14 protein-coding genes are annotated in these 16034 nt (G+C 33.7%); 8 read left to right on the top strand and 6 right to left on the bottom strand.

All coding sequences use genetic code 11. From position 1 onward, the window contains the following. Positions 1-45 precede the first annotated feature (45 nt). Both A9G08_RS06250 and aroB read right to left on the bottom strand, forming a co-directional pair. A complete protein-coding gene (locus tag A9G08_RS06250) occupies positions 46-1116 on the bottom strand; it encodes a 3-deoxy-7-phosphoheptulonate synthase (protein WP_065562872.1) in 1071 nt (356 codons plus the stop codon). 248 nt (positions 1117-1364) lie between these two features. Continuing rightward, positions 1365-2444 (bottom strand): 3-dehydroquinate synthase, encoded by a 1080-nt coding sequence (gene aroB / locus A9G08_RS06245; protein ID WP_065562871.1) that lies wholly within the window; start codon positions 2442-2444, stop codon positions 1365-1367. A 113-nt stretch (positions 2445-2557) separates the two neighbouring features. Between aroB and A9G08_RS06240 the strand changes: the two genes are divergently transcribed. Both A9G08_RS06240 and glnB read left to right on the top strand, forming a co-directional pair. Next, on the top strand, positions 2558-4165 hold the full coding sequence (locus tag A9G08_RS06240) for an NAD+ synthase (RefSeq protein WP_141673942.1): 1608 nt from the start codon (positions 2558-2560) through the stop codon (positions 4163-4165). A gap of 23 nt (positions 4166-4188) precedes the next feature. Continuing rightward, positions 4189-4527, top strand: coding sequence for a nitrogen regulatory protein P-II (glnB, locus tag A9G08_RS06235; protein ID WP_034883030.1), 339 nt, complete (start codon positions 4189-4191; stop codon positions 4525-4527). Here glnB and A9G08_RS06230 read toward each other — a convergent pair. Then, a complete protein-coding gene (locus tag A9G08_RS06230; RefSeq protein WP_141673941.1) occupies positions 4520-5176 on the bottom strand; it encodes a hypothetical protein in 657 nt (218 codons plus the stop codon). The genes glnB and A9G08_RS06230 overlap by 8 nt on opposite strands. A gap of 319 nt (positions 5177-5495) precedes the next feature. On the opposite strand from A9G08_RS06230, the gene A9G08_RS06225 reads away from it, so the two are divergent. Further along, on the top strand, positions 5496-6113 hold the full coding sequence (locus tag A9G08_RS06225) for a TfoX/Sxy family protein (protein WP_065562868.1): 618 nt from the start codon (positions 5496-5498) through the stop codon (positions 6111-6113). A gap of 95 nt (positions 6114-6208) precedes the next feature. Here A9G08_RS06225 and rhlB read toward each other — a convergent pair whose 3' ends face one another. Then, the gene (gene rhlB / locus A9G08_RS06220) at positions 6209-7435 is read right to left on the bottom strand and encodes an ATP-dependent RNA helicase RhlB (RefSeq protein WP_065562867.1); all 1227 of its coding nucleotides are present in this window, start codon (positions 7433-7435) and stop codon (positions 6209-6211) included. A gap of 153 nt (positions 7436-7588) precedes the next feature. Between rhlB and trxA the strand changes: the two genes are divergently transcribed. From trxA to nrdG, 5 genes are all read left to right on the top strand, one after another. After that, on the top strand, positions 7589-7915 hold the full coding sequence (gene trxA, locus A9G08_RS06215; protein WP_065562866.1) for a thioredoxin TrxA: 327 nt from the start codon (positions 7589-7591) through the stop codon (positions 7913-7915). Between the two features lie 324 nt (positions 7916-8239). Next, on the top strand, positions 8240-9502 hold the full coding sequence (gene rho / locus A9G08_RS06210; protein WP_034883026.1) for a transcription termination factor Rho: 1263 nt from the start codon (positions 8240-8242) through the stop codon (positions 9500-9502). Between the two features lie 164 nt (positions 9503-9666). Then, positions 9667-11082, top strand: coding sequence for an NADP-dependent phosphogluconate dehydrogenase (gene gndA, locus A9G08_RS06205; RefSeq protein ID WP_065562865.1), 1416 nt, complete (start codon positions 9667-9669; stop codon positions 11080-11082). Positions 11083-11460: 378 nt separating this feature from the next. Further along, positions 11461-13596: an anaerobic ribonucleoside-triphosphate reductase gene (nrdD, locus tag A9G08_RS06200; RefSeq protein WP_065562864.1), complete on the top strand. Its 2136-nt coding sequence runs from the start codon at positions 11461-11463 to the stop codon at positions 13594-13596. Between the two features lie 18 nt (positions 13597-13614). Then, positions 13615-14079 (top strand): anaerobic ribonucleoside-triphosphate reductase-activating protein, encoded by a 465-nt coding sequence (gene nrdG / locus A9G08_RS06195; protein WP_065562863.1) that lies wholly within the window; start codon positions 13615-13617, stop codon positions 14077-14079. Positions 14080-14081: 2 nt separating this feature from the next. Here the strand turns inward: nrdG and can are convergent, their stop codons facing one another. Both can and A9G08_RS06185 read right to left on the bottom strand, forming a co-directional pair. Continuing rightward, positions 14082-14741, bottom strand: a complete 660-nt coding sequence (gene can, locus A9G08_RS06190) for a carbonate dehydratase (RefSeq protein ID WP_065562862.1) — start codon at positions 14739-14741, stop codon at positions 14082-14084. A 44-nt stretch (positions 14742-14785) separates the two neighbouring features. Further along, positions 14786-15844: an FAD-binding protein gene (locus A9G08_RS06185; protein WP_065562861.1), complete on the bottom strand. Its 1059-nt coding sequence runs from the start codon at positions 15842-15844 to the stop codon at positions 14786-14788. Positions 15845-16034: the final 190 nt, after the last annotated feature.

The following is a 16034-nucleotide window of genomic DNA, read 5'->3' as shown; positions in this document are numbered from 1 at the left end:
CTGTCGGCGATTTAGTTTCATAAAAATAATATAAACTTTAATCGGTTACTTTTGCCTATTATTTAGAGGCTCTGCTAAGTCATTGTTCATTTTTCGCAATAATTGCTCAGTTGTTTCAAAATTGATGCAAGCATCAGTAACTGATACACCATACTTAAAGTTTTCTTTTGGTTGTTCAGATGATTGATTTCCTTCAAATAAATTACTTTCGATCATGACACCAATAATTGAATTGTTGCCTTGCTTAATTTGCTCAATAATTGAGTCAACAACAATTGGTTGATTACGGTAATCTTTATTTGAGTTGGCGTGACTACAATCTATCATTAAATTAGGCACTAATTTAGCCTTGTTCATTTGAACTTCACATAATGCAACATTTTCGGCATCAAAGTTAGGTGTTTTTCCTCCTCTTAGGATCACGTGACCATGTGGATTACCTAAAGTTTGTAATACCGTAACTTGCCCTTGTTGATTAATACCTACAAATCGATGTGCCATTGAGGCTGATTTCATTGCATTAATCGCCACATCTAAACTACCATCTGTACCATTTTTAAAGCCAACTGGCATGGATAATCCTGACGCCATTTCTCGGTGAGTTTGTGATTCAGTGGTTCTTGCACCAATAGCTGACCAGCTAATTAAATCACCGATGTATTGAGGTGTATTTGGATCTAATGCTTCAGTTGCAATTGGTAACCCGATTTTAGTGATATCAAGAAGTAATTTACGTGCTTTTTTTAAACCATGTTCGATATCGAATGAACTATCCATATGAGGGTCATTGATCATACCTTTCCAACCAACAGTAGTTCTTGGTTTTTCAAAATAAACACGCATAACGATAAATAAGTTATCTTTAACCTCATCAGATAGTTTTTTTAGTTTATGTGCATATTCAATTGCGGCTTCAGTATCGTGAATAGAACAAGGACCACAAACAATAAGTAGTCGATGGTCACGACGTTCTAAAATATTAACAATAGTTTGACGAGATGAAGCAATTTGATTTTCTAATTCTGATGATAATGGATAAAGATTCTTAATTTCTTCAGGTGTAATTAACATGTGCTCATCTCTAATTCGAACATTATTTAGTGTGTCTTTTAACATTTTATTTTCCTTGTTAAAATCATGCATATTTTTTATATGTAAAATATTGATTACATAAACACTTAATATGTAAACACAAAATTACAAAATAGTAAATTAAAATTTTACTTATTGTTAGATAAGATATAATATCAAAGTGTAAATACTTGTTTACACCTTAAAGATTTAATTCAAATAAGTGGAAACAAATGTGTACGAATACTTGAATTAATTACAAGTACTCGTATATCAATGAGGTTAACTAAGATTTAAATAGAAGATATTGCTTTTAATATTAATTGTTTATCAATAACATCAATGACTTCAACAGAACCTATTTTAGCCGGTAAAACTAATCTAATTTGCCCAGATTGAACTTTCTTATCTCGTAACATGTGAGGAATATAAGATTCATTTGGCATCTGTGTAGGTCTTTTTACTGGCAATTTGGCCTTAATTAATAACTTTTTAATCCGATCAAAATCTTCATCAGTAAATTTGCCAAGTAACTTAGCTGTTTGAGCTGCCATTAGCATTCCAACACTAACTGCTTCACCATGTAACCAATTCCCATAGCCAAGCTCAGCTTCAATTGCATGGCCGTAGGTGTGGCCAAGATTTAATATAGCGCGCATATCTTGTTCTGTTTCATCAGCAGCGACAACCTGAGCTTTTAATTCACAACAACGATAAATACAGTAACTTAATGCATCGACATCTAAATTAAGTAAATCCTCTATATGCAATTCCAGCCAATTAAAAAACTCACAATCCATTATAATGCCATATTTAATCACTTCAGCTAGACCTGCTGAAAGTTCTCTTTGTGGTAAAGTTTTTAAACAATTAATATCAATTACGACTGATTGTGGCTGATAAAATGCACCAATCATATTTTTACCTAGAGGGTGATTAATTGCAGTTTTACCACCAACGGAAGAATCTACTTGAGATAATAAAGTAGTAGGAACCTGTATAAATTTTATGCCACGTTGATATGCGGAAGCTGCAAAACCTGCCACATCTCCAATAACGCCACCGCCCAGTGCAATAAGTATGCTGCTGCGAGTATGATTGTTGGCAAGTAAAGCGGTCAAGATTTTATTCCAAGTTTCCATAGTTTTGTATTGCTCGCCATCAGGAACAATAATGAAATCAGTTTTGACCCCATGATCTTCAAGCATTTTAATTAATTGCTGTAAATAAATTGGAGCAATAGTGTCATTTGTAGCAATGAGGACTCTCTGGCCACTATGTAGTTTGAAATATTCAAATTGACTAAGTAAGTTTTCACCAATAGTGATGGGATAACTGCGATTATCTAACGCTACATTTAGGATCTTTTTCATAATTATTTCCAGATAAGTTCATGCCAATTTAATCTTCAATGTTAACGATAAAAAAGTGGCAGCGCAACTTAGAATCATTTAAACTTATTGGCAATTTTTTTCTGTAATGTTGAATTTATATGACTTTATCTTTCGTGTTAGCACAAAAAAATTGGCGTGTAGGTGATATTGAAGGTAATACTCAGCAAATCATTGAACTGATACAAAACTATTCCTCTAATGATCTAATTATTTTATCTGAGCTTGCAATTTGTGGTTATCCTCCAGAAGATTTAATTTATCGAGATGATTTTAAAATTCGTTGTCAACAAGCTTTATTGACTATCAAGCAAGCTAGTCAACAATGTAGTGTTATTGTTGGTCATCCTCATTGGCAAGATGGAGTGGTTTATAATGCGTTATCATTGTTTTCTGAAGGACAACAAATAGCGTGTTACCATAAACAGCAGTTACCTAATTACGATGTATTTGATGAAAAACGTTATTTTAGTGCTGGTCAGCAGACTTGTGTTATCGATTTCAAAGGTAAAAAAATTGGTTTATTGATCTGTGAAGATCTTTGGCAATGTGAGCCTATTGATCGAATTGGCGCTCAGGATGCGGATCTGGTTATTTCTATTAATGCTTCACCTTATGCTTATGAAAAACAAAAGCATCGCGAAGAGCTTATAAAACAACATGCTTTAAGAACCGGCTTACCAATTATTTATGTGAATCAAATTGGTGGTCAAGATGAACTTATTTTTGATGGTGGCTCATTTGTATGTGATGATAAAGGCCATATCGTTCATCGGCTCAACTTTTTTGAAGAACAAATTTTTATTTTTCATCTTGGACATGATTATAAACCAGTTGTTGATTCTAAAAGTGATCCATTAGCAAATGTTTACGATGCATTAGTTTTAGCGACTCGCGATTATATTACTAAAAATGGTTTTCAAGGTGCAGTATTGGGATTATCTGGTGGAATTGATTCCGCTTTAACATTGGCAATTGCAGTTGATGCTTTGGGTAAAGATAAAGTACAAGCGGTTATGATGCCGTTCCGATATACGGCAGATATTAGTATTGCTGATGCAAAAGAAGAGGCTGAAATATTGGGTGTTGAATTTGATATTATTTCAATTGAACCGATGTTTGATGCTTTTATGTCTTCTTTAATGCCGATGTTTATGGGGACACAAAAAGATACAACTGAAGAAAATCTACAAGCGCGTTGCCGCGGTGTAATTTTAATGGCGCTTTCAAATAAACGTCGTAGATTAGTCTTAACGACAGGCAATAAAAGTGAAATGTCGGTTGGTTATGCAACACTTTATGGTGATATGGCTGGTGGTTTTGATGTACTTAAAGATGTACCTAAAACCATGGTATTTGCGTTATCTAAATATCGAAATAGTAGATCGCCTGTCATTCCTGAACGAGTCATTACACGCCCACCTTCAGCTGAACTTGCACCAGATCAAAAAGATGAAGATAGTTTGCCTCCATATGATATTTTAGATGGGATATTAAAAGGCTATGTTGAACACGATTTTTCCGTTGAACAACTAGTTGCGCAAGGTTATGATGAAACAACTGTAAGGCGAGTGATTAAATTAGTTGATATTAACGAATATAAAAGACGTCAATCAGCAGTAGGTCCTAAAATTACGACTCGTAATTTTGGTAAAGGTAGACGATATCCAATTACTTCTGCTTTTGGATTTAAGAATTGGTAATCTCGAATTAAGGGCAAAAAAATATGAAAAAAATTGAAGCAATTATTAAACCTTTTAAACTAGATGATATTCGAGAAGCTCTTGCTGATCAAGGAATTACGGGGATGACCGTTACTGAAGTGAAAGGTTTTGGTCGCCAAAAAGGGCATACTGAGCTTTATCGTGGTGCTGAATATATGGTTGATTTTTTACCAAAAGTAAAAATAGAACTTGTTGTCGCTGACGATATTTTAGAAACATGTATTGAGACTATCATGAAAACTGCTCAAACAGGTAAAATTGGTGATGGAAAGATATTTGTTTATAACGTTGAGCAAGTAATTCGTATACGTACTGGTGAAATGGATGAGTCAGCTATTTAACTTTATTGATTTGAATATCGGGACGTTCTTGCCTAAGTAGATTATTGGTGACAACGCCTTGAATCGAACAAATAAGGAGTTGCATATTATCACCTTTTTCAAGCAGTAATAACTTTTCGGTAGTATTTGGAGCTGGTATTGTTTTTACTCCAACTACTGTCCCTGTGTTTTTATGCCAAACCTGGATATCGTCAGTAATATTTCGAATTCTTGGATTGGCAATATACAGAAGATTATCTTCCATATTTTTCCACTCTAAAAAATCCAAACTTTCACGTATCTCATTCATATCATTATCAATGATGAATCCCCAGAAATAATATTTCCCCATCTTTTTCAAATCCATCGCACTATCATAATAACCGATAAGTTTTAAGTTTTTATATTGAATTGGCGTTTTGAAATAAATGAAGTTGTTGTTCGTGTCTGTGCGGTTTTCAACTGGAATATAAGCTTGATTATGATTAAAAATTTCAACATTAGTATGATTTTTTAATTCTTCTCTATGCTGATAGACATGATTAAAAAAGTCAGGGTTACAGGATGTCAATTCTTCAATCAGCGGTATTTTATCTGCTGATACGGCAAATGAACAAAACATAAAAAGTGGGACTATAACGTTTTTGAGCATGTTGATTGAAATTGACAAAAATAGATACCATTTAGTTAATTGTCTTTGATTGTATAATTATTACAACAGAATAACAATGTTAAACCGTTTTTTCTTTTTTTAAGAAATATTAAGATTTGACAAATATTTAACCACCAAAAAGGCCTTCAAATATTTTTAGAGCAAAAAAAATTTAATTAATCAAGTACAAATCAAACAAATATTCATTTATGGAAGACAGATCCCATATTTATTAATTAATGTTAATTAGTTGTTTTAATATTAATCAAATTAATATAGTTTAGCATAAACATATTAGTTAAAGTTATTTGAAAAGGTAAGTGAAAAGGGAATTTATATGCTTAAAACATTAGCAGTGAATATTAAACAGGAGTTTTCTTGCATTGAAGACATTTCATTAAGGTCATTTTTTGGAGGATTTAGTCTTAATAGTGAATCAGTTATGTTTGCTTGGGTCGATCAAAATGATGTTTATTTGAGAGCTCATGATAAATATCGTTCAATGTTTGTTGAACTCGGTATGCAACCACTTGATCTGGTATTTGATGGATCACATAAATTGCTTGATTACTATAAAGCAAGTGATGCGTTACGCCAAGATCGAAAAAAATTGCATGATATAGTGAAAATGGTCATTGAATATGCAAAACAAGATCTAGACGAAAAAGTAGCTAAATACCAGAGTCGTTTAAAATCTTTACCCAACATGACGGTTTCTTTGGAAAAATTGATGGTAAGCTCTGATATTACCGATATAGGAACATTTAAAGAAGTCGGTTATTTGGAAACTTTTTATCGAATAAAAAGTAAAAATCCAAAACTGTCAATTAATGTTCTGTTTGGTTTATATGGAGCTCAACATGATCGGCATGTAGGAACATTATCATCCGAATCTAAAGAAGAAATTGAATTAGCTTATCAGAATTTCTTGAATACGAAACAAGATTTGATTTAATCAATTCCTTTTTATAAGGAAAATACCATCATTAAACTTAGTTTTAATGATGGTATTAAATTCAATGCTATTTAGGGATTGACCAACGATTTCTATTATGATGGTTTTCTACGAGTTGGTCTTTTGAATGGTTTAGGTGTTGGTAAATTAGTTAATAACGCCTGAGGATCATATTGACTAACAGGAATAGTATGATCAATGGCTTTTTCAATAGCAGGTAAGTTTTGTGAATAACGTTCACAAGCTAATGAAATTGAATAACCTTCGGCACCGGCTCGTCCTGTACGACCTATTCGATGTCTATAATCATCACAATCATCAGGAAGATCATAGTTAAAAACATGGGTTACATTTGGGATATGTAAACCACGGGCAGCAACATCTGTTGCTACTAAAATATCAAGATCTCCTTGGGTAAATTTATCAAGAATGGATAAACGTTTTTTTTGTGCGATATCACCAGTAAGTAGTCCTACTCTATGGCCGTCTGCAACTAAATGACGCCAGATTTTTTCGCAGGCAACTTTAGTATTAGCAAATACAATGCTACGGTCAGGCCACTCTTCTTCAATAAGAGTTTGTAAGAGAGCTAATTTATCTTCGTTTGATGGAAAAAACAGCTCTTCCTTTATTCTGTGACCAATTTTTTGTTCAGGCTCAACTTCAACATATTGTGGTTCGTTCATATATTCAAAAGCTAATTCACGAACATTGTGAGTTAACGTCGCTGAAAATAACATGGTTAGACGATTTTGTGGCGATGTCATATGTCTAAATATCCATCGGATATCACGGATGAAACCTAAATCAAACATACGATCCGCTTCATCTAGAACTGCAACTTGGATTGCACCTAAATTAATATAATCTTGTTTTGCATAATCGATGAGTCTTCCTGTGGTTGCAATTAATACATCAACACCAGCAGAAAGCATCTTGAGTTGCTTATCATAACCATCACCGCCATAAGCTAGCCCTAATTTAATACCTGTTTCTTCTGAAAGAGGTTGAGCATCATTGTATATTTGTACAACTAACTCACGTGTTGGAGCAATAATGACTGCTCTTGGTTGATTAGATTTATGATCGGGTAATGGAGAATTATTCAATAAATGATTAAATGTTGATGCCAAAAACGCAATCGTTTTACCCGTTCCAGTTTGTCCTTGCCCTGCAATGTCAATTCCTTTTGTTGTAAATGGCAATGTTTGTTCTTGAATTGGGGTACAGTAAACGAAACCTTTTTTCTCCAACGCTTTTATGACTAATGGGTGTAAGGGAAATTGATTGAAAGTTGTTTTTGTAAGATATGATTGAATCATTATTGTTTAGAATATAATTATCAGAATTCGGTAATTGTAGCATACTAAATACAACAACTTCACTAATAATTATGTCCTATTAAAATAATTACTAGCGGTAGGTATGAAAATATCCTAATATATTTTTAGACAAATTTTCTAGGAGATAATTAAATGAGTGATAACATTGTTGCACTTTCTGAAGCTACATTTGATAAAGTAATAAGCGAATCAACTAAACCAGTATTGGTTGACTTTTGGGCTGAGTGGTGTGGACCTTGTAAAATGGTTGCCCCGATTTTGGAAGAAATAGCTCCAGAATATGCTGATAAAATTATTATCGCCAAATTAAATGTTGAACAAAACCCGGATATTGCCCCAAAATTTGGGATTAGAGGTATTCCAACTCTATTGATTTTTAAAAATGGTCAAGTTGTTGCCACTCAAGTAGGTGCGTTATCAAAAGCACAACTTAAAGCATTTATTGATCCACAGCTTTAATTAATTGAAAAAATATAAATAATAAGCGTTTTATAACGCTTATTATTTTTTATTCCCAAAAATCGTAATTAAGTATAGACATACCTATAATTTTAGTGTAAATTGCTAATTTCTTACATAAACCCCTTTCAGCAATCCATTGTTTTTCTTGATAAAGTGGTTAAAATTCAATGCCCAAATACATAATTATCATCGAAAAAGCTGATTAATAAATTAATTTTATATATTGCTAGAAAGAAAATTTTTTATAAGTAAATGAAAGAAATATACAAAAATAGCAGTAATTGTAAACATATCAATTTTATCCTCAAGAATTTATAAACTATGAATTTAACTGAATTAAAAAACACTTCCGTTTCCGAGCTTGTAGCGCTTGGTGAGAAAAAAATGGGGCTTGAGAATCTTGCCCGTCTTAGAAAACAAGATATTATTTTTGCAATATTAAAACAACACGCTAAAAGTGGTGAAGATATTTTTGGCGATGGTGTACTTGAAATTTTGCAAGACGGCTTTGGATTTTTGCGTTCTGCAGATAGTTCTTATTTGGCTGGACCTGACGATATATATGTCTCTCCTAGTCAAATTAGACGATTCAATTTAAGAACTGGTGATACCATTGCCGGCAAAATTAGACCGCCGAAAGAAGGTGAGAGATATTTTGCTTTATTAAAAGTAAATGAAGTTAATCACGATAAACCTGAAGACGCTCGCAATAAAATCCTTTTTGAAAATTTAACTCCTTTACATCCTAATTCTCGCTTACGTATGGAGCGAGGTAATGGTTCTACAGAAGATATTACCGCAAGAGTACTTGATTTAGCTTCACCAATTGGTAAAGGTCAACGTGGTTTAATTGTTGCTCCGCCAAAAGCGGGTAAAACAATGTTATTACAAAACATTGCACAAAGCTTAGCGGTAAATCATCCAGAATGTGAATTAGTCGTATTGATGATTGATGAACGACCAGAAGAAGTTACTGAAATGCAACGTTTAGTTAAAGGTGAAGTTGTAGCTTCTACGTTTGACGAACCAGCAGCAAGACATGTTCAAGTCGCTGAAATGGTAATTGAGCGCGCAAAACGTTTAGTTGAACATAAAAAAGATGTCATTATTTTATTAGACTCAATCACTCGTTTAGCTCGTGCGTACAATACCGTTATTCCATCATCAGGTAAAGTATTGACTGGTGGTGTTGATGCTAACGCGTTACATCGTCCTAAACGTTTTTTTGGTGCTGCACGTAATGTAGAAGAGGGCGGTAGTTTAACAATTATTGCTACTGCTTTAATTGATACTGGTTCTAAAATGGATGAAGTCATTTACGAAGAGTTCAAAGGTACGGGTAATATGGAAGTACACTTATCACGTAAAATTGCTGAGCGACGTGTATTCCCTGCTATTGACTTTAATCGTTCAGGTACGCGTAAAGAAGATCTAATGACTTCACCTGATGAACTACAAAAAATGTGGATTTTGCGTAAAATCCTCAACCCAATGGGTGAAATTGATGCAATGGAATTCTTAATTGATAAACTTGCCATGACAAAAACTAATGATGAGTTTTTTGAAATGATGAAGCGTTCATAATTCGCTTAATTCCAAAGCATTTTAATTAAAATAATGAAAAAAAGCCGTATTATGTATTGATACGGTTTTTTTATGGCAATATATAACTTATATTGTTAATAAGCGTTAAGGTAACAGTACCAAACCTTGTTAAGGTTATAGAGATTAAATAAAGGAGCCAAATTATGTCTAAACAGCAAATCGGTGTTATTGGAATGGCCGTTATGGGGCGAAACCTTGCACTTAATATCGAAAGTCGAGGATTTTCAGTATCAATTTATAATCGTTCTAAAGATAAGACAGAACAAGTAATGGCTGAACATTCTGATAAACGATTGGTTCCTTATTATAGTATTGAAGATTTTGTTAACTCATTAGAAAAACCACGGCGTATATTAATTATGGTGCAAGCAGGTAAAGGAACAGATGCCGTAATTGATGAGCTGAGACCTTTATTAGATAAAGGGGATATCATTATTGATGGTGGTAATGCTTTCTTTGAAGATACTATTCGTCGTAATAAAATGTTATCCGATGAAGGCTTTAATTTTATAGGAGCCGGTGTTTCTGGAGGTGAAGAAGGTGCATTAAAAGGACCTTCAATTATGCCTGGTGGTCAAAAAGAGGCATATGAGTTAGTTGCTCCGATTTTAGAAAAAATAGCGGCTAAAGCGAATGGTGAACCATGTGTGGCTTATATCGGCCCTGATGGAGCAGGACATTACGTTAAAATGGCGCACAATGGAATTGAATATGGTGACATGCAATTAATTGCAGAGAGCTATAGTGTACTAAAACATGTTGTTGGTTTAACAAATGATGAGCTTGCCGATGTGTTTGCTGATTGGAATAAAGGCGAATTAGACAGCTATTTAACTGAGATAACAGCGGACATTTTTAAATATAAAGATGAAAATGGCGATTATTTGGTCGATATGATCCTTGATGCTGCTGGTAATAAGGGTACCGGAAAATGGACAAGCCAAAGTGCATTAGATTTAGGTGAGCCTTTATCTTTGATAACTGAATCTGTATTCGCTCGCTATATTTCAGCGATTAAAGATCAGCGAGTAGCGGCATCAAAAGTGCTTGAAGGGCCGGAAAAAGTAGCTTTTACAGGAGATAAACAAACTTTAATTGAAAAAGTACGTAAAGCACTTTATATGGGTAAAATTATCTCTTATGCGCAAGGATTTGCACAGTTAAAAGCTGCATCAGAACATTATAATTGGCAATTAAATTATGGTGAAATTGCAAAGATTTTTAGAGCAGGTTGTATTATTAGAGCGCAATTTTTACAAAAAATTACTGATGCTTATACTGAAAATAACAATATTGATAACTTACTGTTAGCACCATATTTTCGTAAAACGGTTGAGGCTTATCAACAATCATTACGTGATGTTATTTGTCTAGCGGTTTCGCAAGGTATTCCTGTTCCTACTTTGTCGGCAGCAATAGCATATTATGATAGCTATCGTTCAGCTGTGCTACCTGCTAATTTAATTCAGGCTCAGAGAGACTATTTTGGTGCTCATACCTATAAACGTATCGATAAAGAAGGTGTGTTCCATACTGATTGGTTAAATATTGAATCTTAATTCTGATTAAGATTTGTTGTTGTATTCGATGTATGAGTGCAAAATCAGTTGCACTCATACAAAATTTATCCATCTTTTATATCCAATCTACCCAAATTTTTCTGAAATTAATCATCGAAAGACTTGCAATTATTAGTGTTGGTCTTGTCAAGCAAATTTATTTTTCAAATAAACTAGAAAAACACAATATATGGTGTATAATTTACTAATATTTACTACATATAGTGTTTTCTAAAGCGATGTGAAAATCCGAGTTTATATCAAAAGGCCCATATTTTAATAAAAAATCAATAGTTTTGAATAGCCACAACAACTATTAAGGTTGATATAAAACTCATGCCAAGCGCTAACTATTAATGAATATTGAGGAGTATATATATGCCCGTAGTAATCAAACGTGATGGCTGTCAAACTGCATTTAATGAGGTTCGTATTAAAGACGCTATTATAAGAGCAGCTGTTGCGGCCAATGTTAATGACCCAGACTATTGTGCCTCCGTTGCTCGCGTTGTGACCAATCAAATGATGGATCGTGAAAGTGTTGATATTAATGAAATTCAAAATGTCGTTGAAAATCAACTTATGTCAGGGCCTTATAAAAAATTGGCAAGAACTTATATTGAATACCGACATGATCGTGATCGCGCGCGTGAAGAACGTAGCCGTTTGAATCAAGATATTCGTGGCTTAATAGAACAAAGTAACGTTGCTATTTTGAACGAAAATGCGAATAAAGATAGTAAAGTTATTCCAACTCAACGAGATCTATTAGCGGGTATTGTTGCAAGACATTATGCTAAACAATATTTGTTACCTAAAGATATTTCTCGTGCACATGATTGTGGTGAAATTCATTATCATGATCTCGATTACGCGCCATTTTTCCCAATGTTCAACTGTATGTTAATTGATTTAGACGGGATGTTAACAAATGGTTTTAAGATGGGTAATGCTGAAATTGAGCCACCAAAATCTATTGCAACTGCAACTGCGGTAACCGCTCAAATCATCGCACAAGTCGCTAGTCATATTTATGGTGGTACAACCATTAATCGAATTGATGAAATTCTAGCAAAATTTGTGACTATCAGTTATCAAAAGCATAAAAAAGTTGCAGAAGAGTGGGATATTCCAAATCCTGAAGCGTATGCAGAAAGCCGTACGCAAAAAGAATGTTATGATGCATTTCAATCTTTAGAGTATGAAGTTAATACACTTCATACTGCAAATGGACAAACGCCTTTTGTTACTTTTGGTTTTGGTTTAGGAACCAGTTGGGAATCAAGACTTATCCAAGAATCAATTTTAAAAGTGCGCATAAAAGGGTTAGGAAAAAATCATAAAACTGCAGTATTCCCAAAACTTGTTTTTGCTATTAAAGATGGTATTAACCATAAACAAGGTGATGCTAATTATGATATTAAACAATTGGCGTTAGAGTGTGCTAGTAAACGTATGTATCCAGATATTTTAAATTACGATAAAGTTGTTGAAGTAACTGGATCATTCAAAACACCAATGGGATGCCGAAGCTTTTTAGGTGTTTATGAAGAAGACGGACAACAAATTCATGACGGACGTAACAATTTAGGTGTAATTAGCCTTAATTTACCTCGTATTGCAATTGAAGCAAAAGGTGATGAAGCACGTTTTTGGGAAATTTTAGATAAACGTTTAAACCTTTGTAAAAAAGCATTGATGACGCGTATTGCTCGCCTTGATGGAGTAAAAGCACGTGTTGCTCCGATTTTATATATGGAAGGGGCGTGTGGCGTTCGATTGAAAGAAGATGATAGTGTTTCTGAAATCTTTAAAAATGGTCGTGCGTCAATTTCATTAGGTTATATAGGTCTACATGAAACACTAAATGCACTATACGGAAACCAAACCCATCCATTTGACAGTGAAACTTTACGCAAAAAAGGTATAGCAATAGTTGAACACTTAGCTAAAGCTGTTGACCAATGGAAGAAAGAAACAGGCTATGGATTTAGCTTATATAGTACACCAAGTGAAAATTTATGTGACCGATTCTGCCGTTTAGATACAGCTGAATTTGGTATTATTCCTGGAGTAACAGATAAAGGTTATTATACGAATAGTTTCCACCTCGATGTTGAGAAAAAGGTTAACCCATATGAAAAAATCGAGTTTGAAAAACCTTACCCAGCAGTAGCAAGTGGCGGATTTATTTGTTATGGCGAGTATCCTAACATGATTAATAATGTTAAAGCATTAGAGGATGTCTGGGATTACAGTTACACTCGTGTACCTTATTATGGCACTAATACCCCGATTGACGAATGTTATGAATGCGGTTATACCGGTGAGTTTTCATGTACTAGCAAAGGATTTGTTTGCCCTAGTTGTGGTAACCATGATTCGTCAAAAGTTTCTGTTACTCGCCGTGTTTGTGGTTATTTAGGAAGTCCTGATGCTCGTCCATTTAATGCCGGTAAGCAAGAAGAAGTAAAACGTCGAGTTAAACATTTGGATAATGGCCAAATAGGCTAAAAAATTAATTTTGTTATTATGAATTATCATCGTTATTATCCTGTTGATGTTGTTAATGGCGAAGGGACTCGTTGTACACTTTTTGTAGCAGGTTGTGTACATCAATGTCCTGGCTGCTATAACAAAAGCACATGGGGAATAAACTCTGGTAAGCCATTTACACAATCACTTGAAGATCAAATCATTAAAGATTTACAAGATACCGAAATAAAACGCCAAGGATTATCACTTTCTGGTGGTGATCCTTTACACCCTAAAAATGTGCCAACCATTTTGAAATTAGTTAAACGAGTAAAAGCCGAATGTGATAATAAAGATATTTGGTTATGGACAGGTTATAAACTTAATGAATTAACCGATGAACAGCAATCTGTAGTGCCTTATATTGATGTCTTGATTGATGGAAAATTTGTACAAGATCTCGCTGATCCTAAACTATTATGGCGAGGTAGCAGTAATCAAATTATCCATCGATTCAAATAAATTTATTGTAATTTATGCAGATTTAACAGATAAGAAATCGCTTCACGATAGTTGATTTCGAGATTTTCACTACTTGATGATGTAATATGCAAATCTGTAATTTTTCCATTATCGATCCCATAAACCCAACCATGTAAATTAACCTTTTGACCACGTTGCCATGCTGCTTGAATAATGGTCGAATGCCCTAAATTATAGATTTGTTCAATTACATTGAGTTCACATAAAATGTCCATTCTAATATCAGCAGGAAACTTACCAAGTAAAGAACTGTTGCGAAACCATAAATCACGGATATGAAGTAGCCAATTATTAACTAGGCCCAAATCGGGATTTTCAACTGCGGCACGGATACCACCACAATCTAAATGACCACAAACAATAATATCTTCGATTTTAAGTACATCAACTGCGTATTGGACAACTGAAAGGCAATTTAGATCCGTATGAATCACTTGGTTGCCAACGTTTCGATGAACAAACATTTCACCCGGTTTTAGTTTGATAAGCTTTTCTGCTGGAACGCGACTATCGGAACAACCGATCCACAAAAATTTAGGATTTTGCGCAACCGCGAGCTGTTTAAAGAATTCAGGATCTTCCTGTGCTATCTTTTCTGACCATTCATGATTAAAGCGAATTAGATCGTTGACATCAAACATAATGTCTTTTCCTTGTTATATTTCATTATTTCATTTTTTATAAATTAAATTGTTTTGATATGTTGAATTTTACTTTTCATAATTAATTTACGCCACAATGGTGTAGTCAGTATTTTAGCCTTGATAATTTTGCTATAAAGCTTTAAGCGTAATGGAATTGTTTTTTGATAATAACGCTTATTTGGTTTTGCTATACCACTATTTAATATCTTGCTTAAAATCTCTGCGCTATCAAGCGCATAACTAATACCTTCTAATGAGCTTGCGCTTATGAAACCTGCTGCTTCACCGATTAAAAAGATATTTTCATTGCCTGTATAAAAATCTTGGAAGCGATTTGGATAAACCACAAGACATTTTTCAGTTTTTAACGGTTCTCCAAAAATAAACCCTTGCTTTGTTAGCTTTTCTTTCAACGATTCAAAGTGTTGATTCGCTGTTTTTTTCGGGAAAGCACCACCAAAAATGAAATATCCATCTTTAGAAATACTCCACGCATAACAATTTGTTGATTGATTATCAAAAATACATGTATTAAAAGGACGTTGATGTTTTTCAGTAAACCATTGTTGAATAGCAACATATTGTCTGATGGAATGATGAGGATAACGCATTCGTCTAACAATCGAGTTAGCGCCATCTGCACCAACTACATATTTAGCCGTAATTTTGTGTTCGATTTTATTTTCATCGATGTAAGTAACTTGATATCCATCGATTACTCTTCTGATTTCTTTACATAGTGTGTTATGTAAAACCTTGACAGTGTTGGGAATTAATGATTTTAACCATAGGTCAAATTTATGTCGGTCAAAACTAACATAACTACGTTGATAATTACGAATAAGTTTGGATTGAAGATCGATCGTTTTAACGCTAAAAATTTGTGGATCAGTCAATATATCAGTAGGTAAATTTAACTTTTGTCGCACAAATGCTTTTTGAGCGTCATCTGCTAATAATCCACCACAAGGTTTATGAAAACCCTCATTACCAGCTTGATGCTTTTTATCTAATGCAATAATTTTAAAAGATGGGTTAAGTAGACGTGCGAGGGTACTACCTGCAGGTCCAAGTCCAATGATAGCAATATCGTAATCCATATTATTGTATTGTTTGATTTATAAGATTGAATATCATCTATTTTATCATACTTCGATAAAATTGTAGTAAATAGGAAAATAAGGAAATTAGTCAATTTTCGTAAAAAAAGTTGAGGAGAGGGTTTTTGAAATCTAATTCTACTTCCTACTAATTGATTTAAAATAAAATTAAGAATTTTTTATTTAATAT

The organism is Gilliamella sp. wkB195, assembly GCF_001690445.1.
Classification (GTDB): domain Bacteria; phylum Pseudomonadota; class Gammaproteobacteria; order Enterobacterales; family Orbaceae; genus Gilliamella; species Gilliamella apicola_E.
Note: the sequence above shows the minus strand (reverse complement) of the source record. Positions and strands in the feature narration are given on the sequence as shown.

What these genes read in the sequence shown, in the direction of transcription:
- rho (WP_034883026.1), top strand. Translation starts at nt 8,240, where the DNA reads ATGAATTTAACTGAATTAAAAAACACTTCCGTTTCCGAGCTTGTAGCG.
- nrdG (WP_065562863.1), top strand. Translation starts at nt 13,615, where the DNA reads ATGAATTATCATCGTTATTATCCTGTTGATGTTGTTAATGGCGAAGGG.
- nrdD (WP_065562864.1), top strand. Translation starts at nt 11,461, where the DNA reads ATGCCCGTAGTAATCAAACGTGATGGCTGTCAAACTGCATTTAATGAG.
- A9G08_RS06225 (WP_065562868.1), top strand. Translation starts at nt 5,496, where the DNA reads ATGCTTAAAACATTAGCAGTGAATATTAAACAGGAGTTTTCTTGCATT.
- glnB (WP_034883030.1), top strand. Translation starts at nt 4,189, where the DNA reads ATGAAAAAAATTGAAGCAATTATTAAACCTTTTAAACTAGATGATATT.
- trxA (WP_065562866.1), top strand. Translation starts at nt 7,589, where the DNA reads ATGAGTGATAACATTGTTGCACTTTCTGAAGCTACATTTGATAAAGTA.
- aroB (WP_065562871.1), bottom strand. Translation starts at nt 2,444, where the DNA reads ATGAAAAAGATCCTAAATGTAGCGTTAGATAATCGCAGTTATCCCATC.
- rhlB (WP_065562867.1), bottom strand. Translation starts at nt 7,435, where the DNA reads ATGATTCAATCATATCTTACAAAAACAACTTTCAATCAATTTCCCTTA.
- A9G08_RS06250 (WP_065562872.1), bottom strand. Translation starts at nt 1,116, where the DNA reads ATGTTAAAAGACACACTAAATAATGTTCGAATTAGAGATGAGCACATG.
- gndA (WP_065562865.1), top strand. Translation starts at nt 9,667, where the DNA reads ATGTCTAAACAGCAAATCGGTGTTATTGGAATGGCCGTTATGGGGCGA.
- A9G08_RS06185 (WP_065562861.1), bottom strand. Translation starts at nt 15,844, where the DNA reads ATGGATTACGATATTGCTATCATTGGACTTGGACCTGCAGGTAGTACC.
- can (WP_065562862.1), bottom strand. Translation starts at nt 14,741, where the DNA reads ATGTTTGATGTCAACGATCTAATTCGCTTTAATCATGAATGGTCAGAA.